The organism is Lactobacillus melliventris, from assembly GCF_013346935.1.
In the GTDB taxonomy this organism is placed as follows: Bacteria; Bacillota; Bacilli; order Lactobacillales; family Lactobacillaceae; genus Lactobacillus.
The window spans coordinates 21,091-46,755 of the sequence record NZ_JAAEEB010000008.1 but is presented as its reverse complement, the minus strand read 5'-3'; the positions used below and the strand labels follow the sequence as shown (position 1 = coordinate 46,755).

Annotated in this window: 21 protein-coding genes; 19 read left to right on the top strand and 2 right to left on the bottom strand. The window is 35.6% G+C overall.

Annotation, left to right across the window (positions count from 1 at the left end):
• The first annotated feature begins 62 nt into the window (after nucleotides 1-62).
• The 3 genes from GYV61_RS07525 to GYV61_RS07515 all read left to right on the top strand — a co-directional run bounded on the left by GYV61_RS07525 (nucleotide 63) and on the right by GYV61_RS07515 (nucleotide 1,845).
• Nucleotides 63-908 carry a MerR family transcriptional regulator gene (locus tag GYV61_RS07525; RefSeq protein WP_174795361.1) on the top strand — a complete coding sequence of 282 codons (846 nt, stop codon included), beginning with the start codon at nucleotides 63-65 and terminating at the stop codon, nucleotides 906-908.
• 24 nt (nucleotides 909-932) lie between these two features.
• The gene (locus GYV61_RS07520; protein WP_046325015.1) at nucleotides 933-1,115 is read left to right on the top strand and encodes a hypothetical protein; all 183 of its coding nucleotides are present in this window, start codon (nucleotides 933-935) and stop codon (nucleotides 1,113-1,115) included.
• Nucleotides 1,116-1,218: 103 nt separating this feature from the next.
• Nucleotides 1,219-1,845, top strand: a complete 627-nt coding sequence (locus GYV61_RS07515) for a nucleoside/nucleotide kinase family protein (protein ID WP_174795360.1) — start codon at nucleotides 1,219-1,221, stop codon at nucleotides 1,843-1,845.
• Between the two features lie 59 nt (nucleotides 1,846-1,904).
• Here the strand turns inward: GYV61_RS07515 and GYV61_RS07510 are convergent, their stop codons facing one another.
• Entirely contained in the window at nucleotides 1,905-3,026 is a 1,122-nt protein-coding gene (locus GYV61_RS07510; RefSeq protein WP_174795359.1) for an acyltransferase family protein, read from the bottom strand.
• Between the two features lie 157 nt (nucleotides 3,027-3,183).
• Nucleotides 3,184-4,278 carry a helix-turn-helix domain-containing protein gene (locus GYV61_RS07505; protein ID WP_122026161.1) on the bottom strand — a complete coding sequence of 365 codons (1,095 nt, stop codon included), beginning with the start codon at nucleotides 4,276-4,278 and terminating at the stop codon, nucleotides 3,184-3,186.
• 113 nt (nucleotides 4,279-4,391) lie between these two features.
• Between GYV61_RS07505 and GYV61_RS07500 the strand changes: the two genes are divergently transcribed.
• The 16 genes from GYV61_RS07500 to infB all read left to right on the top strand — a co-directional run bounded on the left by GYV61_RS07500 (nucleotide 4,392) and on the right by infB (nucleotide 25,663).
• A complete protein-coding gene (locus tag GYV61_RS07500; RefSeq protein WP_174795358.1) occupies nucleotides 4,392-7,178 on the top strand; it encodes a family 78 glycoside hydrolase catalytic domain in 2,787 nt (928 codons plus the stop codon).
• On the top strand, nucleotides 7,171-8,358 hold the full coding sequence (locus GYV61_RS07495) for an MFS transporter (RefSeq protein ID WP_174795357.1): 1,188 nt from the start codon (nucleotides 7,171-7,173) through the stop codon (nucleotides 8,356-8,358). The genes GYV61_RS07500 and GYV61_RS07495 overlap by 8 nt, the downstream gene beginning before the upstream one ends.
• A 9-nt stretch (nucleotides 8,359-8,367) precedes the next feature.
• Nucleotides 8,368-9,252 carry an alpha/beta hydrolase gene (locus GYV61_RS07490; protein ID WP_174795356.1) on the top strand — a complete coding sequence of 295 codons (885 nt, stop codon included), beginning with the start codon at nucleotides 8,368-8,370 and terminating at the stop codon, nucleotides 9,250-9,252.
• A 76-nt stretch (nucleotides 9,253-9,328) separates the two neighbouring features.
• Nucleotides 9,329-10,240: an ROK family protein gene (locus GYV61_RS07485; protein ID WP_046325003.1), complete on the top strand. Its 912-nt coding sequence runs from the start codon at nucleotides 9,329-9,331 to the stop codon at nucleotides 10,238-10,240.
• Between the two features lie 163 nt (nucleotides 10,241-10,403).
• A complete protein-coding gene (gene pyrH, locus GYV61_RS07480) occupies nucleotides 10,404-11,135 on the top strand; it encodes a UMP kinase (protein WP_122026158.1) in 732 nt (243 codons plus the stop codon).
• Nucleotides 11,128-11,685 (top strand): ribosome recycling factor, encoded by a 558-nt coding sequence (gene frr, locus GYV61_RS07475; RefSeq protein ID WP_122026157.1) that lies wholly within the window; start codon nucleotides 11,128-11,130, stop codon nucleotides 11,683-11,685. Before pyrH ends, frr begins: the two co-directional genes overlap by 8 nt.
• 4 nt (nucleotides 11,686-11,689) lie before the next feature.
• Nucleotides 11,690-12,424: an isoprenyl transferase gene (locus GYV61_RS07470; protein WP_122037677.1), complete on the top strand. Its 735-nt coding sequence runs from the start codon at nucleotides 11,690-11,692 to the stop codon at nucleotides 12,422-12,424.
• Between the two features lie 8 nt (nucleotides 12,425-12,432).
• Nucleotides 12,433-13,230 carry a phosphatidate cytidylyltransferase gene (locus tag GYV61_RS07465; RefSeq protein ID WP_046324999.1) on the top strand — a complete coding sequence of 266 codons (798 nt, stop codon included), beginning with the start codon at nucleotides 12,433-12,435 and terminating at the stop codon, nucleotides 13,228-13,230.
• 10 nt (nucleotides 13,231-13,240) lie between these two features.
• Nucleotides 13,241-14,497, top strand: a complete 1,257-nt coding sequence (rseP, locus tag GYV61_RS07460; protein WP_174795355.1) for an RIP metalloprotease RseP — start codon at nucleotides 13,241-13,243, stop codon at nucleotides 14,495-14,497.
• A gap of 24 nt (nucleotides 14,498-14,521) precedes the next feature.
• The gene (locus tag GYV61_RS07455; protein ID WP_174795354.1) at nucleotides 14,522-16,222 is read left to right on the top strand and encodes a proline--tRNA ligase; all 1,701 of its coding nucleotides are present in this window, start codon (nucleotides 14,522-14,524) and stop codon (nucleotides 16,220-16,222) included.
• A 5-nt stretch (nucleotides 16,223-16,227) separates the two neighbouring features.
• Nucleotides 16,228-20,535 carry a PolC-type DNA polymerase III gene (locus GYV61_RS07450; RefSeq protein WP_174795353.1) on the top strand — a complete coding sequence of 1,436 codons (4,308 nt, stop codon included), beginning with the start codon at nucleotides 16,228-16,230 and terminating at the stop codon, nucleotides 20,533-20,535.
• Nucleotides 20,536-20,640: 105 nt separating this feature from the next.
• Nucleotides 20,641-21,114 (top strand): ribosome maturation factor RimP, encoded by a 474-nt coding sequence (gene rimP, locus GYV61_RS07445; RefSeq protein WP_174795352.1) that lies wholly within the window; start codon nucleotides 20,641-20,643, stop codon nucleotides 21,112-21,114.
• Nucleotides 21,115-21,133: 19 nt separating this feature from the next.
• The gene (gene nusA, locus GYV61_RS07440; protein WP_174795351.1) at nucleotides 21,134-22,390 is read left to right on the top strand and encodes a transcription termination factor NusA; all 1,257 of its coding nucleotides are present in this window, start codon (nucleotides 21,134-21,136) and stop codon (nucleotides 22,388-22,390) included.
• A gap of 18 nt (nucleotides 22,391-22,408) precedes the next feature.
• Entirely contained in the window at nucleotides 22,409-22,705 is a 297-nt protein-coding gene (gene rnpM / locus GYV61_RS07435) for an RNase P modulator RnpM (protein WP_110446180.1), read from the top strand.
• A 2-nt stretch (nucleotides 22,706-22,707) separates the two neighbouring features.
• The gene (locus GYV61_RS07430; protein ID WP_046324994.1) at nucleotides 22,708-23,019 is read left to right on the top strand and encodes a L7Ae/L30e/S12e/Gadd45 family ribosomal protein; all 312 of its coding nucleotides are present in this window, start codon (nucleotides 22,708-22,710) and stop codon (nucleotides 23,017-23,019) included.
• Nucleotides 23,020-23,023: 4 nt separating this feature from the next.
• Nucleotides 23,024-25,663: a translation initiation factor IF-2 gene (infB, locus tag GYV61_RS07425; RefSeq protein WP_174795350.1), complete on the top strand. Its 2,640-nt coding sequence runs from the start codon at nucleotides 23,024-23,026 to the stop codon at nucleotides 25,661-25,663.
• Nucleotides 25,664-25,665: the final 2 nt, after the last annotated feature.

The following is a 25,665-nucleotide window of genomic DNA, read 5'->3' as shown; positions in this document are numbered from 1 at the left end:
AATATATTAAAGTCTTTTTTTCTGCTTTAATATAGCTATAAGCATGCAAAGGAAGTAGAAAAATGATAGATCATAAAGCGTATCCCTATGTTTATACTTCTTCACAGTTGGGAAAGTATTTTGGAATTTCCATTAAAGGCATAGAATATTATGAGAGAAAAAAATTAATCAACCCTAAAAGAGTAGGCAATAATAATCAGAGACAGTTTAATTTAAATGATACATATCGAATTTTCATGGCTAGGTATCTTAGTCAGTCGGGTTTAACTCTTAATGACACATTGGATGTCTTAAATGCTCCCAAAGAACATATTGCTTTAGAGTTTTTAATAAAAAATTTGCATGATTCTGAAAAAGAATTTGACCGTATTAAAGCCTCCATAGAAGTAATGACTCATAACATAAAACTTTTACAAAAAGTTTTGAACTATCAGCGTTTTTTTGAAATAACAAAATCACCAACATTAAAAACATTGTTTTTACGAGAAATGGACGGTCCTCATAAAAGTAATCAAGAACAAACAGATGAATATCGCACTTGGAATGAGTTAATGCCGATAACGAATGGCTCAATCCGTTATAGAAAAAAGGATATTTTGAATAAAACATCAAAAATTGAACCAGAAATTGAAATGATTATCAGCGAAAAATATTTTAAAGCTTTTGGTTTAAAAAATAGTAATCGTGTTAATACTATCCCTTCCAAAACTTGCTTGCATACAGTTGTAGTGGGTAATGCTCAAAATATTGATAATAAGGGGTGGTTAAATTCTATAAGATCTTATTTAAAAGAAAATAATTATCTTTTAAACGGTGATATCATAACTTCCTTGCTTTTGGTTTTAGATAATTCGCAGAAACACATCAGATATGATGAGGCCTGGATACCAATCAAAAGTAAGTGGTGAAAATAGTAACATAGGAGGAAATTTATGAAGTTTTGGATTATGGTTTTAGGTCTTGCCTTTGGAGCAATATTAATTTATCTTAGCTTTGCTGGTCGGTTTTCTAAAACAACAAAATATATTGCTTTTTTGGTCGGTTTCTTATTAATAGCTGGAGCTATTTTCTTGTCTACTCCAGACGGAGCCGAATTTGTAATGAAAATCACCTGATTTATCATGAAATCGCTTGCAAAATATTAGCAGTCCGTGTATACTTTAAAACTGCACTGCTAATTTACAGCGCAGTATTTTAGTTTTTAATGGAGGCGTGAAAATGGAATTTACTGAGCAAGATTTTGAAAATCGTAAAAATTTTGTCAAAGGTATGTTTTCTTTGGGCGGATTAAGTGAATGTGGCAAATCAGCTGCTGGAATCTATTTTGACAGCATTGGTATCAAACGAATGAAGATTATTGCAATAGAAAAAGAAATGATGATAGAACGTAATTATCAGTTCACTGGACATCCATCAGAACAAGATTTTACCAATCTTTATGCCAAAGACACTGAAAAAGTGTTTAAAGAGTTTTTATATCGTTTAATAGGTAAAATGCAAGAAGAAAATATTCATTATGCATCAATAGAAAGCCTCTACCGTTCGGAATTAGGTGTCTATCTTAAAAACGAACTGGGTCCTAAAATGATGAACATTTACGTTGAAGCGCCTCTTGAAGTTCGCGCACAAAGAGAATATAAAAAGCAAACAATTGATAACGGCGAGAATTTTACTTTTGATGAAATAGTAGAACGGACCAAAAATAAGGATCAGTTCAAAATCAAGCATGGGGCACTAAAAGTAAAGGACATAGCAGATATTATTGTTAACAATGATTCTTTTGTAGAAAATGAAAAGCAGTACTTAAATATTATGGCAGGCATTGCTTCTATAGTAAAAAAGTAAAAAAATAAAGCACTTTGACTCTTTTTAGTGTCAAGGTGCTTTTTGGTTAGAAATATTTATTATTTTAGACTAAACCCGCTTAAGAACTTTTTTGCTTTTGACCACCAAATATGAAGAAAATATGCTGAAGTGAAGGATAATGTCCATGTCAGTACCCACATGCCAAAAAAGGTTAGAAATGGGTGATAAACAGCATGATAACTCATATTTAAGCCACGCCACAGCAGTTGATCCCAAAACACATTTGATAAATATGCTCTATAGGCATAGGTTGCTAAAAAGTGAAAAATTTTTAAACATTTCTCCGATTTGTGCCTGATATTAAATAGACATAGTGCAGCTACCAAAGCAATTACAGCCAAGCAATAAAATGTCATTGATGGTTTATAATAAGGCGCATTTGCAAAAAGAACCGGATGGCCAAAGCCATGTAATTCAAAATTAGTCCAGAAAAAGCATGCAGCAAAAACAACTAAAATTAGCCACCAAAACTTATATAGAAATGTGTTAACGTAATCCCTAAATTGCCACGCCAATACACCAAAAACACCGTAAATCACAAACGAAATGAAAATACGATCCAGCAGATACCAGCTTTTTTCGTGTGGCCCATGAAAAACGTAAAAGTCATAAAACCACAGCCAGAAAAAATACAAAACAAACGTAATACCGGCAACTGATAAACCCCGTTTTACGTTGTTAGCAACATAACGACTGATTCCCCAGAAAATTGGCATCAAAATTATAAATTGTAACATCATGGTGTTATACCATAGATGAGGAGCAGCGTTACCGTTGACAAATTGCCAGCAAAATGTACCAAAATTATTGAACTTTCTTATTTGCTGAAGCCAGGGCATTCCCAACAAGTAGATCAAAGTCCACCAGATTGTAGGAACAAACAAATTTGACCAGTTTGCTCGTAAATGTTTTTGATATGAAAAATTGCCTGCTATATCGTTAGTACGAATAGTTGTATACAAAATGCCAAAGATAAATGCTGGAGCAGTGTACTTAACCAAATTATACATAACGCCAAAAATATCTTGCGTATTATATGGTTGTCCCACTCCCATAATTAAGGACATTATTGGTTGAGACATAACGGCGCTGCAAGCAAAAACCTTCAGGTAATCACCTATGTCAGCTAATTTACATGATTCTGATGAATACGCTTTCATTTTCTAATTTAAAAATTCCTTTTCTTTTAGGATAAATTGCTAAAACCATCATAGAGATTGTAATAATTTTTATTATAAAGTTCAAAAATATAATGGCAAATTACCTGATAAATTAACGAAAATTGCAAATTTCGAAAATAAAATTTTCATCCTTCGGCTATTTAAACTTTTTGCGATATTTTAAAGGCGATAGACCCTTAAAACGTTTAAAGGTAGTCGAAAACAAGCTTGTACTGCTAAACCCAGCATCATACGCGATTTCTTCTACTTTTTTATTAGTAAAAATCAGTTCGTGAACAGCCAAATTTACCTTTTCTTGGTTCATATAAGTTACTAAGGAAGAATTTTTTTCTTTTTTAAAAAGATGTTGTAAATATGAGGTACTGACATTTAGTTCTGCGGCAATTTCACTGATATTTTTGATAGAAGTTAAGTTAGAAAAAATGTATTCTTGTGCACGATAAACTATGGAAGTTATGTTATTCCTCTTTACTCTGTTAACTCGAGCTACAAAGATTTCACCAATTGCTCTTGAGTATTCATAGTAGTTAGATATAACGGTATCTTTTTCAATTTGTTTTATTATTTCGTCGCTGAGCCCAAATGCTTCAGATACGGGAACACCACCTTTAACTGCTGCTCTAGTACATAAGGTAGTTGCAGCAATTGCCATATCCTTGGAATTTCTGAGCTTGTTGTCTCCAAATGTGCCTAAATTACCATACTTAACGAATTTTTTGAAGTTATCATTATATTCATCTAAGTTACCTTTACTAACTGATTTCATTAATTCAGTTTCTATAAGATATCCTTTGTAAGAAGCTTTTTTCTTATTATCCAGTGAAATATTTTCTCCTAGGGGAAAAGTCTCACTGGATTTTGTAATTATTGGCCAATTATTAAAGATCATGAAATAAAGACATTTCATGGTTTGTGAAAATTTATTCCACCCTAATAGTGGAGCTAGGCGATCATAATTTTTGTTATTAGCAATTGTAAAATTTAAGTTTAAGCCAATAATTTTTAAATCTTTTATGTTAAAAAAGCCCATGGCGCATTGATTATTAAACAATATTAAATTTAATTTATTGCTTGTATTATCTGATTCTTTTAATAAACTCAGTGGAAAGTTTGGAGCTAAAGGAGATGTGTACTTTCTTATTTGATCATATTGATTTTTAAAAACATATAAGTTCAAGTCTGTAGCACGATGAAAGTTATTTAAAATTTCCTCAAGATATTTATCTATCATAAAATATTTCCTTTTGCAGCAGAAAACATAAAAAATAAACAGAAAACATAAAAAAAGTTATTAAGATTATACCATAATTTGTTTGTAAGCGATATCAGAAAGGGGAGATATTTATGAAGCTTACAACTATAGAAGTAAATCATATGATTAAACCACTAGGTTTTGATTTTAATAACTCTTTGCATATAGTTGGCTTTTTAGATCAAGGTACTGACCAAAAATTAGAAAGGAAATTGGTGATTAAAAATAATGATAAAAAGATTTATCAAACCAACTGGGAGGCGGCTAACGACTTAATATATGATATTTCGTTAATTTTAAAGCCAAGAACCAAATATTATGTAATTATGTCTGTTAAAAATAAAGAAAAAATTGTAAACAAAGAAACTTGGTTTGAAACGGCATTTATCAATGAAAATTTAAAAGGAAACTGGATTGGAACCAACTTTCATAAACTTCATTCAGTGATATTTAGCAAAAAGTTTTCAGTTGAGAAGGCAAATAATGCTAGGCTCTACATTTCTGCTTTGGGACTATATGAGGTATACATAGACAATAAAAAAGTAGGTGATGAATATTTAACCCCCGGTTTTACAAATTATTTTCGTAATATTCAAATTCAAACATATGATGTAACTGACTTTTTAAGTAGCGGCAATCATGTTATCTCAATTTTAGTTGGGGATGGCTGGTATAAAGGTAAACTGGGCCTAAAAACTCATGGTGGACAACCAAATAACTATGGTGCAGATCTTTTTGCTATTGCTGATTTGATAATTACTAATAAAAATGGTGAACAAATAGTTACCACAGATGAAAGTTGGAAAGTAATTAAATCACCTGTTACTGATTCGGGAATATATTATGGTGAAGATTACGATGATACTATTTCACCAAAAGTTTTAGAGTCTGCGCACTTAAGCCAAAAAACTAAAGGCGTCTTAAATGACAGGTTAAGTTTACCAGTCAAAAAGCATGAAGTATTCAAAGTTAAAAAAATTATTCATACACCAAATAATTCTACAGTTTTAGATTTTGGTCAAAACATTGCTGGTTGGGTTGAATTTAAAAATAATTTGCCTCAAGGACAGAAAGTAACGTTAGAATATGGTGAAATTTTGCAAGATGAAGAATTCTATAGAGATAATCTTCGCTCAGCTAGGGCAAAATTCACCTACAAAAGTAATGGTAAATCAAAGTGGGTCAGGCCACACTTTACTTATTTTGGTTTTAGATATGTAAAATTGGATAATTTTGCTAAAGAAATTAATCCTGACGATTTTAAAGCTTTTGCCTTGTATTCTAACATGGAGGAAACAGGCAATATAAAAACTGATAATAAAAAAGTAAATAGACTTTTTGAAAATATTAAATGGGGGCAAAAATCAAATTTTATAGATATACCAACTGATTGCCCTCAGCGTGATGAGCGCTTGGGATGGACAGGAGATGCTGCTATTTTTGCCGAAACAGCTAGTTATAATATGGAAACTTACGCATTTTTTAAAAAATTTGCTAAAGATATAGCGATTGAACAAGATGAACAGGAGGGAAAAGTTCCACTTTATGTGCCAAAAGTTGATACAGATGACGGCGGCAAAGCTGTATGGAGTGATGCAGCGACTATCATCCCCTGGATTTCATATCAAAGAAGTCAAGACAAATCAATCTTAAAACAAAATTTTTCGCAAATGAAATCCTGGGTAGACTGGATTCACAAGAGGGCCAAAAAAGCTGGTAATGAGTTCTTGTGGTTAGGTGACGATCAACTAGGCGATTGGCTAGCATTAGACACAGAAGATATTCTGAAACTCAAGGGTAAAACTGCAGATGATTTGATTGCTAGTGCATTTTATTACTATTCTTCTTTTATTGTGAAAAATGCAGCTAAAGTGCTTTATTTTAAAAAAGAAGAAGAGAAATATGGTCAACTAGCAAATTCAATCAAGATGGCCTTTATCAAGCACTTTTATACAGGAGATGGACTTACAGTTGCGGATACACAAACGGGTTTAGCTCTTTGCTTAAAGTTCCATTTGTACCCTGAAAATGCCAAACAGAAGGTCATTGATCTATTGGTTGAGAAAATAGAAAAAAAGCAAAATCATTTAGATACTGGTTTTGTGGGAACGCCAATTTTATTGCCAGCCTTATCTGAAAACAATCAGAAAAATCTGGCTTTAAGAATATTTTTGCAAACAGATTACCCAAGTTGGTTATTTGAAGTTGAACACGGAGCCACAACAATTTGGGAACGATGGAATTCTCTTGATGATCAAGGCAAAATTGCTGAAAATGGTATGAATTCATTAAATCACTATTCTAATGGTTCAGTAATGGCGTGGGCATATGAATACCTACTTGGACTAAAACAATCTGGAAGCAATGTTGAGTTTGGTCCAGCAATATCAACAAAATTCCACACGGTATCTGGTCAGATAAAGCTTCCAACTGGATTGGTAAAAGTAAATTGGAAAATTAAAGATGCATTTCATGTTGCTTTTAACGTTCATATTCCATATGGCAGTAAAATGATGCTGAAATTTTCAAATGTTAAAGAGCTTATAGTAAATGATAAACATGGTCAATACACTTTGCCATCTGGAGAATATCATATCTATTTAACTCTTAAGAAGCCTATCGTTGAGATTTTTGATGTACACACACCTATTAGTGAATTTTTAGATAATAAGAATTTAACTAGCAAAATAAGTAAATTGGTACCTTTTTGGGATTTCTTGACATTGCCAGGAAATATGAAAAACTTTGCGAAATATTCCCTTTATCAATTAAGTAAAGAGATGAAAGGTATTGGGTTTAAACCATTCAATGAACAAGAAGTTAAAAGAATTAATGACTTATTTAAACAAACAGCGATCTTAGGAGTCAAAAATGAATAAAAAGAATTTCGGATTAAAATTAGCAATACTATTGTTAAATATTTTTGTTGTTTCATCGGGTGCAACGGCTGCAACTATACCCTTAATGATAAAAACTTTTTCAAATGTTAACCCCACTCTTGTTGAATTAACCATGACGGTTTCATCACTTGGAATAATTATTTTCACACCTATCAGTAATATTTTAGCTGATAAAATCGGGATTAAGAGCACGATAATTTCAGGCTTATTTATAATTTTTCTTAGTGGCATAATACCTGCACTTAGTAACAATTTCGGTTTGATTTTTACGTCAAGAATTGGTATCGGAATTGGAACAGGACTATTAGCTTCGTATTCTCAATCTTTAATCATTTCTCTTTTCAGCGGCACAGAACAGCAGCGACTTCTTGGCTGGTCAAGTGTAGTTCAAGGATTAGGTATGTTTTTAATGACTTTTTTGGCAGGGGTGCTGCTAAATTATGGTTGGCACATGGCCTATTGGGTTAATGCAGTTGCTTTGCCAGTCTTACTCATGTTTTTTGCTTATATACCTAAGAACTTAAGAATTGATCAAGAGAACAATAAATCTGAAAAACCTGAAAATAATAGTCGAAAAATAAATGGAAAAATTTGGCTTTTAGCACTCTTCATATTCTTATTTAATTCTATCTTTGCTTTTGTTTCAATTAAGTTTGCAACTCTGGTAATTGAAAAAGGATATGGCACAGCTCAAGATGCAAGTACATTATTGGGAATAATGTCTTTTGCAATGGCAGCAGGTGGATTTATCTACATGGCTTTACCGCAAACTATTAAAAACTTTTCTTTGTCTATCTCCATCGGATGCGGTCTATTAGCATTTTTTATATTTAGTGTTTCTAATTCCTTATTGGTTAGTAGTATAGGTGTAATACTGGTAGGGATTTCAGTTTCAATGACAATGGTTTCAACAATGTCAAGTGTAGGTGCGTTTACTTCACCATCGCAAGTCCCATTTTCTACTTCAGTTGTCATGACTATTGCTAATATCGGTACACTAATTGCTCCATATACCGCCCAAGTCTTTGGGGCACTATTTAAAAATAACAGTGCTGAATTTACTTTCATTTGTGGAACTGTAATTTTTGGATTATTGTTAATATTTGTACTATGGATTGGCTTTAACTATAAAAAACTAGTTTATCATTCAAATAAATAGGGAGTAAAAATGATTAGTGAACAAGCAAAAAAGGCGATTGATTTCTCTAGAAATAATATTAAGCCTAGTCAAAATGAACCACTGACGCCAGAAGTCGTAAAAGCTGCAAGAGCAAATGCAGATCTTGGGAATCAATACAAAATACCTAAAGATGTAAAAGTTAAGAAAGTTAATAAAGAATTCGTAAAAGGTGAGTTTTATTTAATTCAAAATGCGCAAAACAAAAATAATGTTATTATGTTTCTTCATGGTGGTGCCTATGCTACAGGAACAGTTTTTTCAAGAAGAAAACTTGCAATAAGTTTGGGTAAAAGCAGTAAAACAGATGTTTTTTCAGTAGATTACCGACAGTATCCAGAAGGAAAACATCCAGATGCTCAAATAGATGTCTACAATGCCTATATTTACTTAAAAGATAAATATGATAAAATTTTGTTGTTTGGTGAGTCAGCAGGAGCTACACTAGCTCTTACACTTACTATTCAATTGCGAAATGAACATAAAAATTTACCTGAAAAAATTTCAGTATTTTCTCCGATTATTAGTCAGCTTAATATTTTTCCATCTGAATATTATAGAAATGAACGAGATCCTATGCTCATTGGGGCAACTGCTCCCGTTCCATACTTTGATAATCCCGAAAAGAAAGATCCCTTAATCTCACCAATATATGACGACTTCCATGACTTTCCTCCAATTTTAATTAATTGTGGCAGTGAGGAAGTAAAATACGATAATTCAGCAATACTAAATTTTTTGTGTCAAAAAGCTGGAGTTGATGTACAGTGGCATGTTTGGCAAGATCTTTTTCATGTTTTTGTTTTATTTGATTGTCCAGAAACCAAATTAGCAATAAAGCAAATAGGTGATTTTTTTAATTCGCATGTCAAATAGTTGTTTAAGGTGAATATTTGAGATAATGTATTAAAGTCGTTTGCAGTGATTGTTGTGATTTATATGGAAGAGATTTATGAAAAATTATTTGAGCATTGATATTGGTGGAACTGAAATTAAATTTGCTAAATTAGATTCTGCTGGAAATATAATTGAAAAAGATAAAATTGCTACTGATCAAGATAAAGCAAAGTTTTTAGAAAATATTGACCAGATTGTTAACCGCTATATTTCAGATATCAAGGGCATCGGCTTTTGTGCTCCTGGTAAAATTGAAAATACTAAAATAAGATTTGGCGGGGCCTTACCATTTTTAGATGGCATTGACTTTGCCGAAATATATGGTAAAAAGTATCACATAGCGGTTGCTGTTATTAATGATGGTAAAGCCAGTGTTCTAGCTGAAAACTGGTTGGGGAGTCTAAAAGGTGAACAAAATTGTGCCGCTATTACTTTGGGAACAGGAGTTGGCGGTGGCATAATTATTGATGGTCACTTATTAAGAGGAACACATTATCAGGCTGGTGAATTAAGTTTTATGATTAATGATTTGTCTCACCCAGATAATATGCAGGGCTCTTTGGGTAACATTGGCTCTGCCGTCAATTTTATTAAAAAGATAAACCACAAACTTAATTATCCTAAAGAAAATGATGGACTTCATGCTTTTGAGGCAATTAAGGAGAAGTCACCTGACGCGGTAAATATCTTTCAGAACTATTGTCTTACAATAGCTGGTTTAATTCTCAATATCCAAACCGTAGTAGATGTTGAAAAAATTGCTATTGGTGGTGGTATCAGTGCCCAACCAATTTTAATAAGTGGTATTAACAAAGAATATGACAAATTGGTACAGGAAAAGAACCCTATTATAGGAAATACTTTAACTAAGCCTGCCATTGTTTCTGCTCATTTTAGGAACGATTCAAATTTGTATGGGTCACTTTACAATTTATTGCTGCAAATTAATAGGGAAAATAAATATTAATTATATTTTGAAAATCTCGAAGTAGATAACTTTGAGATTTTTTGCTTTTCCCGTTAATTTTTAGTTCAAAGAATTTTTTTAAGAAATCCCTCTCTTTTATTTCTAAGTCCACATTTGCGCTTTTTATATGGTAGAATAACTAAAGTTAATAGAGGAGGCTGTCATGACTAAAGTTAAGTATAAGCGTATAGTTTTAAAAATTTCTGGTGAAGCTCTTGCTGGTGCTGAAGGAACTGGAATAAATCCCACGGTCATTAGTCATTTAGCAAAAGAAATCAAATCAGTTCATGAACTCGGTGTTGATATTGGTATTGTCGTTGGTGGCGGTAACATGTGGCGAGGTGAAACTGGTGCAAAACTAGGAATGGAGCGTTCACAAGCTGATTATATGGGTATGCTTGCTACTATAATGAATGGTTTAGCTCTTCAAGATGGCTTGGAACATGTAGGCGTACCTACTAGATTGCAAACATCGATTGAAATGAGACAAATAGCAGAACCATATATTAGAAGAAAAGCAATTCGTCATTTAGAAAAAGGGCGAGTAGTAATTATGGGTGGTGGCACTGGTAATCCTTACTTTTCGACTGATACCACTGCCGCACTAAGAGCCGCTGAAATAGGCGCGGATGTCATTCTGATGGCTAAAAATGGAGTTGACGGAGTTTACTCTGCTGATCCGAAAGTTGATCCCAATGCCAAAAAATATAGTGCACTTTCTCAGTTAGATCTTATTTCTAAAAACTTAAAAGTCATGGACAGAACGGCAAGTTCACTTTCAATGGACACGAACATTCCTCTTATTGTATTCAACGTTAATACTGAAGGTAATATTAAAAAAGTGGTTTTAGGTGAAAATATTGGAACAGTAATCGGAGGAGAAAATAATGAATAATGATGCTATTAAAAAAGCACAAGATAATATGAATAAATCAATTACCGTTTTTGAAAAAAACTTGGGCTCTATTCGTGCTGGTGTTGCTAATGCAGCTTTACTTGAAGGTGTAAAAGTTGATTATTATGGTGCCCCGACACCACTAACGCAAATGTCCAGTGTCACTATTCCGGAGCCGCGAGTATTATTAATCACGCCCTATGACAAAAGCAGTCTTGATAACATTGAACATGCTCTTTTGGCTTCAAACTTGGGCTTAACACCTGCAAATGATGGTAAGGTGATCCGTTTAGTGATCCCGCAACTTACTGGTGAAAGACGACAAGAAATTGCCAAAGAAGTCAACAAGATGGCTGAAGAGAGTAAGATTGCCATTAGGAATGTTCGTCGTGATGCTATGAACAGTCTGAAAAAACAACAGAAAGACGATGAAATCACGGAAGACGAACAACGCAATTTGGAAAAGAACGTGCAGAAAGTTACGGATGATGCTACTAAAAGAATCGACAAAATTGCGGAAGAAAAGCGTAAGGAAATTACACAAGGCTAATTAAATGGCAAGTAAAAAAAATCAATTAAACCATTTAGCTATTATAATGGATGGTAATGGTCGTTGGGCAACTAGGCAAGGGAAACCACGAATAGCAGGCCATTACGAAGGCATGAATAATGTCGAAAGAATAACTTTGGCAGCAGATCAGCTTGGTATCAAAGTCTTATCACTATATGCATTTTCTACAGAAAATTGGGCCAGACCTAAGGAGGAAGTAGCATATCTGATGAACTTGCCAGTGCGTTTTTTTGATAAATTTATGCCTACATTGATGAAGGAAAATGTCAAAGTGAATATTATGGGCTACTTGGATGAGCTGCCGCCCAAGACTTATGATGTCGTCCAAAGAGCAATGGCGGAAACCGCCACAAATAGCGGTTTAATTTTGAACTTTGCTTTCAATTATGGCTCTAGAAGAGAGATTACGACTGCAGTAAAAGAACTTGCCACGCTCGTTGAAACAAATGCGATAACAAGCGAAGAAATTGATGAGGAAATGATTTCCCACAGATTGATGACTGCGAGTTTTGGCGAATATAGCGATCCTGATTTATTAATTAGAACATCTGGTGAACAAAGGATTTCTAATTTTATGCTTTGGCAGTTAGCTTATTCAGAACTTGCTTTTAGTGAGAAAAATTGGCCAGATTTTACTAAAACTGATTTAGAAAAATTTGTTAATGATTTTCAGAATCGTCATCGTCGTTTCGGCAAACTTGATGAATCGGATAGTTAGGTATTTATATGAAACAACGTATAATCACAGCAGTAATTGCTTTAATTTTATTTATTCCTATTGTAATTATGGGTGGGCTCTGGATGGAGTGGCTCACCGTCATCTTTGCAGCCGTTGGTATTAGCGAATTCTTTTTAATGAAAAAGCAAATTCTGGTTTCAGTCAATTTTTTATTGGCGTTACTGGCTACAATCACTTGGGCTGTACCAGATAATTTTATCCAGTCAATGCCATTTCACTGGACGAAATATGGTATTTATTTTGCCCTTATCATGCTAATGCTTACCTGGACTGTTTTAACTAAAAATAAAACCACTTTTGACGATGTAGCCGTTTATACTTTAGGCTCATTATATGTCGGCACAGGCTTTCATTATATGGCAAGCGTCAGAAATGCAAGTAATGGTCTTGCACTTCTTTGCTACGTTTTTGTCGTTGTATGGCTTACTGACACAGGTGCATATATGATTGGCCGAAAAATTGGTAAACATAAGTTATGGCCCGTGATAAGTCCCAATAAAACTTGGGAAGGATCAATTGGAGGCACAATTTGTGCAGTGATTTGTGCGGCAATTTATGTTTATTTTGTCAACTTAAATCATTCTCAAGTTGAAATGATTATTTTTGCCTTTGTGCTATCAATTGTTGGACAAATGGGCGACCTAGTTGAATCAGCTTATAAGAGATATTACGGGGTTAAGGATTCTGGCAAAATACTACCTGGTCATGGCGGTATTTTAGATCGTTTTGACAGTATGCTCTTTGTTTTGCCTGTATTTGCTGCTCTAATGGGAATCATGCACTAGGAGAATTCTTGTGAAAGGTATACTAATCTTTTTAGTTGTATTTGGAATATTGGTTTTTGTCCATGAGTTTGGGCATTTTATTGTTGCTAAAAAATGCGGCATTTTAGTGCGTGAATTTTCAATTGGGATGGGACCTAAACTTTTCCAAGTACGACGCAATCCTACTACTTATACCATTAGATGGCTGCCTTTAGGTGGCTATGTGCGTTTGGCAAGTAAAGATGATGAAACCACGTTAGCTCCTGGTATGAGAGTACTTTTGCAACTTAATCAGCAAAATGAAGTAGTCAGGATTGATGCTTCTGAGTCGGATGTCCCGCTTGAAGGAATTCCATTGCAGATCACTAAGTTTGACCTAGTTGATAAACTCTTTATTTCAGGGTATGAAAACGGCGAAGAAGAAAAACTAGTAACATATCATGTTAATCATGATGCCACTATCATTGATCAATCAAATACTGAACTGATCATTGCTCCCCGTGACACGCAGTTTCAAGAAGCAAATGTCTGGCAAAAATTAGCTACTAACATTGCTGGCCCTTTGATGAATATTATTCTGGGTTTTGTTGTTTTTTTGATTTGGACCTTTACCGTTCCTGGACCAGCTACTACAGAAGTAGCAGAAGTGGCACCAAATTCGCCGGCTGCGCTTGCAAAACTTGAGCCTGGTTCAAAAATAACGGCTGTTAATGGTCATAAAATAACCTCTTTTGAACAAATATCTGAAAAAATTTATCAAAGCAAAGGCAAAAAAACTAATATTGCGGTGGTCAAAAATAATCACCAAAAAGTGATAAGTGTTCAACCACAGGTCGTTAAGGTGCAGGGGCAAAAAGTTTATCAAATTGGAATTAGAGCAAAAAGCGATGATAGTTTTAATGCTAAGTTTAAGCGTGGCTGGGATACAGCCGTTTCCACTACGGGGATGATTTTTAATGCAGTTGGTGGTTTATTCCGTCACTTCAGCTTAAATAAACTTTCTGGCCCAGTTGGGATTTATTCACAGACATCACAGGTTTCTAAAATGGGCTTCACCTATATTTTGGCTTTTTTGGCAATGATTTCTATTAACTTGGGTATTGTCAATCTAATACCAATTCCTGGCTTAGATGGTGGTAAATTTTTACTAAATATTATTGAAATCATTCGTGGTAAACCAATTTCTGAAAATCATGAAGCTATAGTGGAATTAATCGGTTTCGGTTTACTGTTAGTTTTAATTATTGCTGTAACGGGCAATGATATCTACCGTTACTTTATTAAATAAAAAACAATTTGGGAGAGAGAATTAATGCGTCAATCTAAATTATTTATGCCGACTTTAAAAGAGGCACCAGCTGATGCTGTTGCTGAAAGTCATAAATTAATGTTGCGAGGTGGATATGTTCGCCAAGTAACAGCTGGAGTTTATGCCTATTTGCCCTTAGGATATCGCGTCTTAAGTAAAGCCGAGAAAATAATGCGCGAAGAAATGGCAAAAATCAACGTGCCGGAAATGGCAATGCCAGATCTTTTGCCTGCGACTCTATGGGAAGAATCGGGTAGATGGCAAAAATATGGGCCTGAAATGTTTAAATTAAAGGACAGACATGGCCGCCAAAGTTTACTGGGACCGACTCATGAGGAAACTTTTACTGATATTGTCGCTAAAGATTTAAAGAGCTACAAACAAATGCCAATTGCTCTTTTCCAAATTCAATCAAAGTTTAGGGACGAAAACAGACCTCGTTTTGGTTTATTAAGGTCTCGTGAATTTATAATGCTTGATGCCTATAGCTTTGCTGCCACTAAAGAGCAACTTGATCAGCAGTTTGAGGATGAAAAGAAAGCTTTTACGGCCGCTTATCATCGGTGTGGTTTAAAGGTTACCCCAGTAATTGCTGATTCTGGTACTATGGGTGGCAAAAATTCGACAGAATTCCAAGCTCCTGCAGCAATTGGTGAAGATACTATTGCCACTAATGAAACAGGAACATATTCAGCTAACTTAGAAATGGCTTCAAGTGTCGATACTTTCAAGCCAGAAGAAGAACAATTAAAGCAAGTTGAAGAAGTTGCTACTCCAGGTAAAGAAACTATTTCTGATCTTGTTCAATTCCTGCAAGTGCCAGCTACACGGATAGTTAAAAGTATCCTTTACCTTGCTGATGAAAAAACAAAGGTATTGGTTTTAATTCGTGGCGACAAACAGATCAACGAAGTAAAATTAAAGCACCTGTTAGATGTAAATTCACTTAGAGTAGCTACAGATGATGAACTAGAACAGATAACTGGTGTCACTAAGGGTAGCGTCGGACCAATTAATGCTGACTGGGCAGATCAAGTTATTGCAGATAACACGGTAAAAAACTTGTATAATGTTGTTGTTGGTGCTAATAAAACTGGTTTTCAATTTAAAAATGTGAATTTAAAGCGTGATATTAATCCAGACAAGTTTGGAGATATTAGGGTAGCCAATGAAGGTGAACCGGATCCGGTTGATCATCTCCCTTTAAAATTCACTACTTCTATTGAAGTTGGTCATATTTTTAAACTGGGAACATATTATACCGAAACCATGGGTGCAGACTTTTTAGATCAAAATGGTAAAGCCCAGCCCGTTATAATGGGTTCATACGGCATTGGTGTTACCAGAGTATTATCTGCAGTCATTGAACAACATTTAACCAAAAATGGTGTAGCCTGGCCCAAAGAAATCGCACCATTTAGTCTTCATATCGTTCAAATGAAAATGAAAGATAATGATCAATCTGCTCTGGCTCAAAAACTTGAAGAAAAATATAGTGCTAAGTATGATGTATTATATGATGATCGTAATGAGCGTGCTGGTGTGAAGTTTGCGGATGCTGACTTACTTGGCGCTCCGGTCAGGGTAACAGTCGGTAAAAAAGCAGCTGAAGGTGTAGTTGAAGTCAAAAGACCTGCTGACGAAAAAGCTACTGAAATGACACTGTCTGAATTAGATGATTTTGTTAATAAAGAGTTAGGATAATTTTCGTGACTGATAAAAATAAACTATTTTTAAGGTTATTGCAGCAAATAAAGTTTCCGCAAGAATTTGCAGATAATAAATTGTTGCAAAAAGGCGAAATTGAGAACGTGGATGTTTACGCTAGAGAACACAGGTGGGATATCCACGTTCTTTTTACTACACCGTTAAAATTTGCAACTTTTGATGCACTAAATAAGGCAATAACCGCTAATTTTTCTTCTTTTGTTAATACTCGCTTGTATATTCGTTCCCAGGATGGAGCAGATGACTATTTAACCGATTATTGGCACTATGCTGTTCAGAATTCTCAGGCTTTGCAGCCGGTGGCTCGAGAATTTATTTCCAGCCATAAGCCTAAAAAGGAAGATGGACGCTGGATTATTCCCGTAGATAATTTGGTTGTTGATGGGCTGCTTGAACAAAAGATGCTTGATGAGCTAGCTGAAGAAATGAGGAATTACGGTTTCTTTAATTTAAAGTTTGTAACTGAAATCGATGATGAAAATTCTCTCAATAATTTAGCCAGTCTGCAAGAATTGCAGCAGCAGCATGAGCAAAACATGCAGGAAGAATATGATGCTGCTCCAACACAAGAGAAAGTCAAAACTCCAAGTTATCCTACTAAAAAAAGTCGTTATGGCAACCGTAAGCTTGATGAAAATCTGCCTCTAACACAAATTAAAGATGTTATCGATGGCAGCAGAAATGTTGTAATAGAGGGAAATATTTTTAATATTTCCAGCAGAGAATTAAAAACCGGTTCAATTATATTTACTGGTGAAATAACAGACTATACTGATTCTATCTCATTTAAGAAATTTGTTTCTGATAAAGATCAAATTCAAAGTATGAAAGACATAAAACCTGGAACCTGGGCAAAAATGCAGGGATCAGCTTCTCAGGACCAGTGGAGTCATGATACAGTTTTTAACATTTCGGCTTTGGAAATTATTGAGCATGGCGGTCGAACGGAAAAGTATCAAGGCGAAGAAAAAAGAGTAGAATTACATCTGCACACCAATATGAGTCAGCTTGATGCAACCAATACGGCAACAGACTTTGTCAAAGCCGCCAAAAAGTTCGGTCAAAAAGCAATCGCCATTACAGACCATGCCGATGTTCAAGCCTTTCCAGAAGCATATAATGCTGGTAAAAAGAATGGCGTCAAAATTATTTATGGTCTTGAAGCTAATATGATTGATGATCATGCTCTGCTTGTTCTTAATCCTGCATCAATGACTTATAAAGATCGTGAATTTGTCATTTTTGACGTTGAAACAACTGGTCTTTCTTCTGTTTACGATACTATTATTGAAATTGGCGCCGTTAAGATGAAAAATGGTGAAGTTCTAGAAAGATTCGATAAATTTATTAATCCCCACCATCCATTAAGCGAACAGACAATTAACTTAACTTCAATTACTGATGAAATGGTTGGGGCTGCTGATGACGAAGCTGTAGTAATTAAGCAATTTCAAGATTTTTATGGCGATCGACCACTTTGCGGTCATAATGTGCAATTTGACGTTGGATTTGTTAATGCTGCATTAAGACGGGCAGACCTCAGCGAAATAACTCAACCGGTAGTGGATACACTTGAAGTATCGCGCTTGCTTCACCCAGAACAATCAAGACATACGCTTGATTCACTGGCTAAAAAATATAATGTAGTCTTAGAGCATCATCATCGAGCTAATCAGGACGCTGAGGCTACGGGCTATTTAATGTTTAAGCTTCTGGAAGCTTTTACCAAAAAGTATCATGAAGATGATTTAGGTAAGATGAACGAATATGCTGCTCAAGGTCAAGTGTTTAAGAGAGCACGACCACAACACATGACTATCTTAGCTAAAAATCAGACGGGTCTTAAAAACATGTACAGGTTGGTTTCAATCGCAAGTACAAAAGATTTTTATCGGATACCAAGAACGCCAAAGTCTGATTTGGTGAAAAATCATGAAGGCTTGCTATACGGTTCAGGTTGTTCTGAGGGCGATGTTTTTGTCGCAATGATGCAGAAGGGATATGATGAGGCCCGTAAAAAAGCCCGCTTTTATGATTATCTCGAAATTCAACCTCCCGCAAATTATTCAATTATGATTGAAGATCATTTGATTGCCGATGAAGCAGAACTTGAAGAAATTCTGACTAACATTTATAAATTGGGTAAGGAATTGAATAAACCAGTGGTAGCTACTGGTGACGCGCATTACATTGAGGAACATGATGCTATTTACCGTACAATTTTAATTTCGGCACAACGCAGCAATCCTGATAGAAACAAAAAGCAGCCTGATATGCACTTTTACACCACTCAGGAAATGCTGGACGCATTTAGCTTTTTAGGTGAAGATGTTGCTAAGGAAATAGTCATAACCAACCCTAATAAAATAGCTGAATCAATTGAAGAAATTTCACCTATTAAAGATGGACTTTATCCTCCTCACATTGATAATGCAGATGAAGAAATGAAACGTTTGACTTATGACAAGGCTCATGAACTTTATGGAGATCCGTTACCTAAGATAGTTCAAGACAGACTTGACATGGAACTCAACTCGATCATTTCAAATGGTTATGCAGTTATTTACTTGATTTCACAAAGATTGGTGGCTAAATCTAATAAAGACGGCTACTTAGTTGGCTCTCGGGGCTCTGTGGGCTCCAGCCTTGTTGCTACAATGTCAGGAATCACTGAAGTCAATCCTCTGCCACCGCACTATCGTTGTCCAAAATGTAAATACTCGGAGTTCTTTGAAAATGGTGAATTTGGTTCAGGCTATGACTTGCCTGATAAAAAGTGTCCCAACTGTGGGGCAGAGTTAGTTAAAGACGGCCAGGATATTCCATTTGCAACATTTTTAGGATTCCATGGTGACAAAGTTCCAGATATTGATTTGAATTTCTCTGGTGACTATCAACCAGTGGCTCATAACTTTATTCGGGTAATGTTTGGACCTGATAATTCATACCGTGCCGGTACAATTGCCACAGTGGCAGATAAAACAGCCTATGGTTATGCTAAGCATTATGATGAAGAAAAAGAATTGAATTTGCGCGGAGCAGAACTAGATCGTCTTGCAGCTGGAGTCAGCGGCGTTAAAAGGACAACTGGTCAGCACCCGGCAGGAATTGTTGTGGTTCCCGATGATATGGATATTTATGACTTTACTCCGGTACAATACCCAGCAGATGATGTTAATGCTGCCTGGTTAACGACGCATTTTGACTTTCATTCCATTCATGATAATATCTTAAAATTTGATATTTTAGGCCATGATGATCCAACGATGATTAGGATGTTGCAGGATCTTTCAGGCGTTGATCCGTTAACAATTCCCCCTGATGATCCCGGAGTGATGTCACTTTTTTCAAGTCCCAAAATATTAGGCGTGACCCCTGAACAAATTCAATCAGAAACAGGTACCCTAGGGGTACCGGAATTTGGTACTAAATTTGTTAGAGGGATGCTTGAAGAAACCAAGCCAACTACTTTTTCTGAGCTGTTGCAAATTTCAGGTTTGTCACATGGTACTGACGTTTGGCTAGGAAATGCCGAGGAATTGGTTAATAATGGCACGTGTAAGTTAAAAGATGTTATTGGCTGTCGTGATAATATCATGATGGACCTGATCCACTGGGGTGTTAAACCTGAAGTAGCCTTTTCTACAATGGAATCTGTGCGTCATGGCCGCGGAATTAGTGATGAAGACATGGCTGTTTTAAAGAAAAACGATAAGATACCTGACTGGTATATTCCGTCGTGTCTCAAAATTAAGTATATGTTCCCAAAGGCCCATGCTACCGCCTATATCCTAATGGCTCTTAGAATTGCCTGGTTCAAGGTTTATTATCCTGAAATTTACTATACCGCCTATTTTTCAGTCCGTGCCGACTTATTTGACTTGGTCGCTATGAGCCATGGTAAAAATACGGTCAAAAAGGCAATGGCCGATATTCAGAATCAGGGAAACGATGCATCGGCAAAGGACAAGAGTTTGTTAACTGTTCTTGAAATTGCTAATGAATGTTTAGAACGTGGAATTAAAATTAAAATGGTCGATATAAATAAGTCAGAAGCGACCAATTTTAAAATAATAGATAAGCATACTATTTTAGCACCGTTCAATGCTGTTCCCGGATTAGGAAACAATGCAGCTAAACAGATTGTGGCTGCTAGAACTGAGCAAGAATTTTTATCCAAAGAAGATTTGGCTAATCGGGGCAAAGTATCGCAATCGATCATGGATTATTTGGAGGATAACGAAGTCTTAGCAGGTATGCCAGACCAAAATCAACTGTCACTCTTTTAAAATTTTGCAGTATTAATATAAATGTGTTATACTTCCTAAAGAAGTTCGAATAAATGATTCGGAGTGGGCAAATTTGCTCACTCTTTTTATTACGGAGGAAAGTACTTGGCGAAAGTTAAAGATTCTGTTATCGAAGAGATCAAACCAATTATTGCTGAACGAAACGATGAGTTTGTCGATATGGAATATGTTAAAGAAAAAGGTCAGAATTATTTAAGAATATACGTTGACCGTGAAAATGGTATTGATATGGATGAAATTGCGGGGTTAAGTGGACTATTATCTACGAAACTTGATCAGTTGCAACCTGATCCATTTCCTGATCCATATATTTTAGAAGTTTCTTCACCTGGTATCGAGAGACCATTAAAAAATGCTTCCGACTGGCAAAAGGCTTTAAATGACTATGTACATGTTAACCTTTATCAAAAAGTTGAAGGCGAAAAGGAATATGAGGGAACTTTAAAATCTTATGATGATAACGAAATCAAACTTGAAATAAGAGTAAAAACAAGGAAAAGGGTTTTATCACTTCCCCGTAAATTAATTGCAAATATTCGTTTTGCAATTGAGTTTTAGAAAGGTTGATTTAGAAATTATGTCTAAAGAAATGCTTGAAGCGTTTGCTACTTTGGAAAAAACTAAAGGTATAAAACAAGATGTAATTGTTGAAGCAATAAAAGCGGCATTAGTTGCAGCATATAAAAAGAATTATAACCAAGCAACAAATGTCATAGTTGAATTCGACGAACGCAGAGGGGACTTCAAATTAATGACTGAAAAAACTGTCGTTGAGGAAGTTCATGATGAACGCCTAGAAATCAGTTTAAAAGATGCTTTGACAATTAACCGAGCATATGAACTTGGTGATAAAATTCGTTTTGAGGTTGCTCCCAAGAACTTTGGTCGTATTGCTGCTCAAACTGCTAAACAGGTTATTATGCAACATTTACGCGAAGCTGAAAGAAACCATATTATTGATGAATATTCTCAATATGAAGATGAATTGATAACTGGCACAGTTGAAAGACGTGATAATCGCTTTGTTTATGTTAAAATTGGTAATGTTGAAGCAGTAATGCCTCGCAATGATCAAATGCCAGGTGAAACTTATAATCCGCAAGATCAGATTCGCGTTTTAGTGACTCACGTTGGCTCGGATTCTAAGGGAGCCCAAATTACGGTTTCACGCACTGCCCCTGATATGGTAAAAAGGTTATTTGAACAGGAAGTACCTGAAATTTACGATGGAACTGTAGAAGTTGTTTCAATTGCACGTGAAGCAGGTGACAGAACCAAGATTGCCGTGAAATCGAATGATCCTAACATTGATCCGGTTGGTACTTGCGTTGGTCAAAGAGGTGCCAGAGTGCAAAATGTGGTCAACGAACTTGACGGTGAAAATATAGATGTAGTTAAATACGAAGAAGATCCATCAGATTATATAGCTAATGCTTTGAATCCTGCAGAAGTTATTGCCGTGCAATTTGGCGATGAAGACGATGAAAAAAGTGCTTTAGTCATAGTTCCTGATTACCAATTATCACTGGCAATTGGGAAAAAGGGCCAAAATGTTCGTTTGGCTGCACGGTTAACCGGTTATAAAATAGATATCAGACCAGAATCAGAAGTAGAATTTGTTGATGAAAGCAGTGATCAAGCTGAAAAGGAAAATAAAGAAGCTGAGTCTGACAATTTAGTAGCAGGTGATGCAAGTTCTGCAAGTGATATAACAGAAGATTCTGCTGCAGAAGAAGAACCTGAAGCAGAAACTTCATCTGATGAGACCAAAACAGAAGATGGACTTCAAGCTGAAGCTACTATCGGTGAAACGATAGATACTACTGAAGAGTAATGCAAGGGGTGAAACTTTTTGAAAAAAAGAAAGATTCCAATGCGAAAAGACTTGTTAACTAATACTATGCAGCCCAAAAAAGAATTGGTCAGAATTGTGGTAGACAAAGAAAAAAATATCGCAGTTGATCCTACTGGAAAGAAACCTGGTAGAGGAGCATATGTCTCACTTGATCCAAGTCAGATCAAAAACGCTCAGAAAAAGGGATTGATTGAGCGCAGCTTAGGAACAAAAGTGCCTGAAGAGTTTTACCAAGAGCTTTATTCATATGTTGACCATCAAAAGGCAAGAAAAGAATTGTTTGGTGATAAATAGGTTTGCAAAATAGACAAAAAGCATTAAATTTAATAGGACTAAGCCAAAAGGCAGGTAAACTGGTTTCAGGATTTGAAATTGTGTCAATAAGCGTAAAGGCTAAAAAGGTTAAGCTGATTATTTTAGCTCAAGACGCACAGACGGATACCACCGCAAAGATTACCAAGATTGGAAAACAAAATAACGTATCTGTGATTACAGAATTTAATAGTAGTGAAATTTCCCAAGCTATTGGTAAAAAGCGTAAAGTTTTGGGAATTACTGATACTGGTTTTGGCAAAGCATTGTTACAAAAAATCAAAGAAGGAGTGTGATTTGATGACTAAAACAAGAATTTATGAATTGGCGAAAGAATTAGGCATCGATAATAAAACTGTGGTCAATAAAGCAAAGGACCTGGGGTTTGATGTTAAAAATCATATGTCATCACTTGAAGATACACAAGTAGAGCAAATAAAGGGTAGTTTCCGCAGTAGCTCCGCTCCCGCCAAAAAGCAAGAAAGACCAGCGAAAAAGAGCAGTAAAATCAAAATTTCTGTTACTTCAATTCGTAAAAATGAAAAAAAGCATGATGAAACTAAGAATGGTAAAAGTAATAGAAAAAACAATAACTTTCACAAGTCAAATAATAGATCTAGACAAAGTCAAGATCGCACTAGACAACATTCCAATTTGAGTCAAAAAACTTCTAAACCAGTAGCCCAAGATTTATTAAAGCAATTAAAGCAAAAACAACGAGTGGAAGAGAAAAAATTAAATCGGCAAACAGAAAGAGCACAAAAGTCTTATAAGGAAAATCAGACTAAAACTAAACCAACGTCTGCTGAAACTAATAAGTCTGTTTCTAAGAATGAAAATAAAGTAGTTAAAACTGAAACTACTGCTCCTAAAGTGACTGGACCTAAAATTCTTAAACCTTCACCAGCCAGGTTTAAGAATAATCAAAAGTCTACGCCTGTTCGCCAGCCTAAAATTTTAGATACTGCTGCTCCTGAACCCGAAAAAGAAGAAAAACGTCGTGGCAACGGTCATGGTCGTAACTCTGGCAAGCCAGGCAGAAAAGGTAAAAATCAAACCTATGGTGCAAATAATTATTCGAAACACCAAGAAAAGCGTAAGCGTAAAAATAAGAAGAAGCAGTTTGAACAAGTACCTAAAAAGCAGCCAACGCAAAGAAAAGAGCGTCCATTACCAGATACTCTGGTTTACGAAGTGGGTATGAATGCTCAAGACTTAGGAAAAATTTTGCACAGAGAGCCAGCTGAAATAGTCAAAAAATTATTTATGCTGGGTGTCATGACTAATCAAAATCAATCCCTTGATAAAGATGCAATAGAATTAGTAGCGGCTGAATATAATATTAATGCTCAAGAAAAGGTTCATGAGGATATATCTGACATTGATAATCTTTATGACAAGAGAATGAAAGCTTCTCTGAAATCTAAGCATTTAATTAAACGCCCACCAGTAGTTACTATTATGGGACACGTTGACCATGGTAAGACAACACTGCTTGATCGTTTACGTCATACGCATGTTTCGGCTCATGAAGCTGGAGGAATTACGCAAAAAATTGGTGCTTATCAGGTAAGAGTTGATAATCAGCCAATTACTTTCTTGGATACACCAGGACATGCCGCATTCTCAAATATGCGTGAACGTGGAGCAGAAATTACCGATATTGTTGTCTTGGTTGTTGCTGCAGATGACGGTGTAATGCCTCAAACTGTTGAAGCAATTGATCATGCTAAGAGTGCTAAAGTTCCAATTATTGTTGCCATTAACAAGATGGATGTTCCGGGAGCAAACCCTGAGCATGTTACTGAGCAGTTAATGAAGTACAATTTAATTCCGGAAAATTATGGTGGTGACACAATATTTGTTAACATTTCTGCTAAAACTGGTGAAAATGTTGATGAACTTTTGCAAATGATCCTTTTGCAAGCGGATGTGATGGAATTGAAAGCAGACCCAACGCAAAAAGCAATTGGTACTGTTATTGAAGCCAGACTTTCTCGTGGACGTGGTCCTGTTGCCGACCTTTTGGTTCAACAAGGAACACTAAAAGTTGGCGATCCAATTGTAGTTGGGAACCGCTTTGGTAGAGTTCGTGTTATGACTAATGACCGCGGTCGTCAAGTGGAAAAGGCTACTCCATCAATGCCAGTAGAAATTACCGGATTAAATGATGTTCCAGAATCTGCTGATAAAATAGTAGTGTTCGATGATGAAAAGACGGCTAGAAGTGTTGGTGAACAAAGAGCGCAACAAGCTTTGCAACAATCTCGGGAAAATGTTCAACATGTTACTCTTGATAACCTGTTTGACACTATGAAGAAAGAAAACATGAAGGAAGTAGATGTTGTCTTAAAAGCGGATGTTCAAGGTTCTGTAGAGGCTTTACAGCAGTCACTTGAAAAGATAGAAGTTGAAGGTGTGCGTGTAAACATCATTCATGCTGGAGTTGGTGCTGTAAATGAATCAGATGTTACCTTGGCTGGCGCTTCGAATGCATTCATAATTGGCTTTAATGTTCGTCCAACAGCTACCGCAAAGTCACAAGCTGAAACAGATGGTGTAGATATACGTCTGTATAGCATCATATACAAGGCTATTGACGATGTTAAAGCAGCCATGAAGGGTATGCTTGAACCAACTTATGAAGATAAGGTTGTGGGCAATTTGACTGTACGGGAAACTTGGAAGGTTTCCAAGGTAGGAACAATTGCTGGTGCCTTTGTCGATTCTGGTTATGTTTCAAAAGATTCTGAAATCAATTTGATTCGTGACGGTGTTGTAATATATACTGGAAAAGTGGCATCACTTAAAAGATTTAAAGATGATGCTAAAATGGTTAAACAAGGATTTGACTGTGGTTTAACAATTGAGGGCTACAATGATATCAAAATTGGTGATGAAATGGAAGCCGTTGAAAAGCAAGAAGTCAAACCAGAGTAATT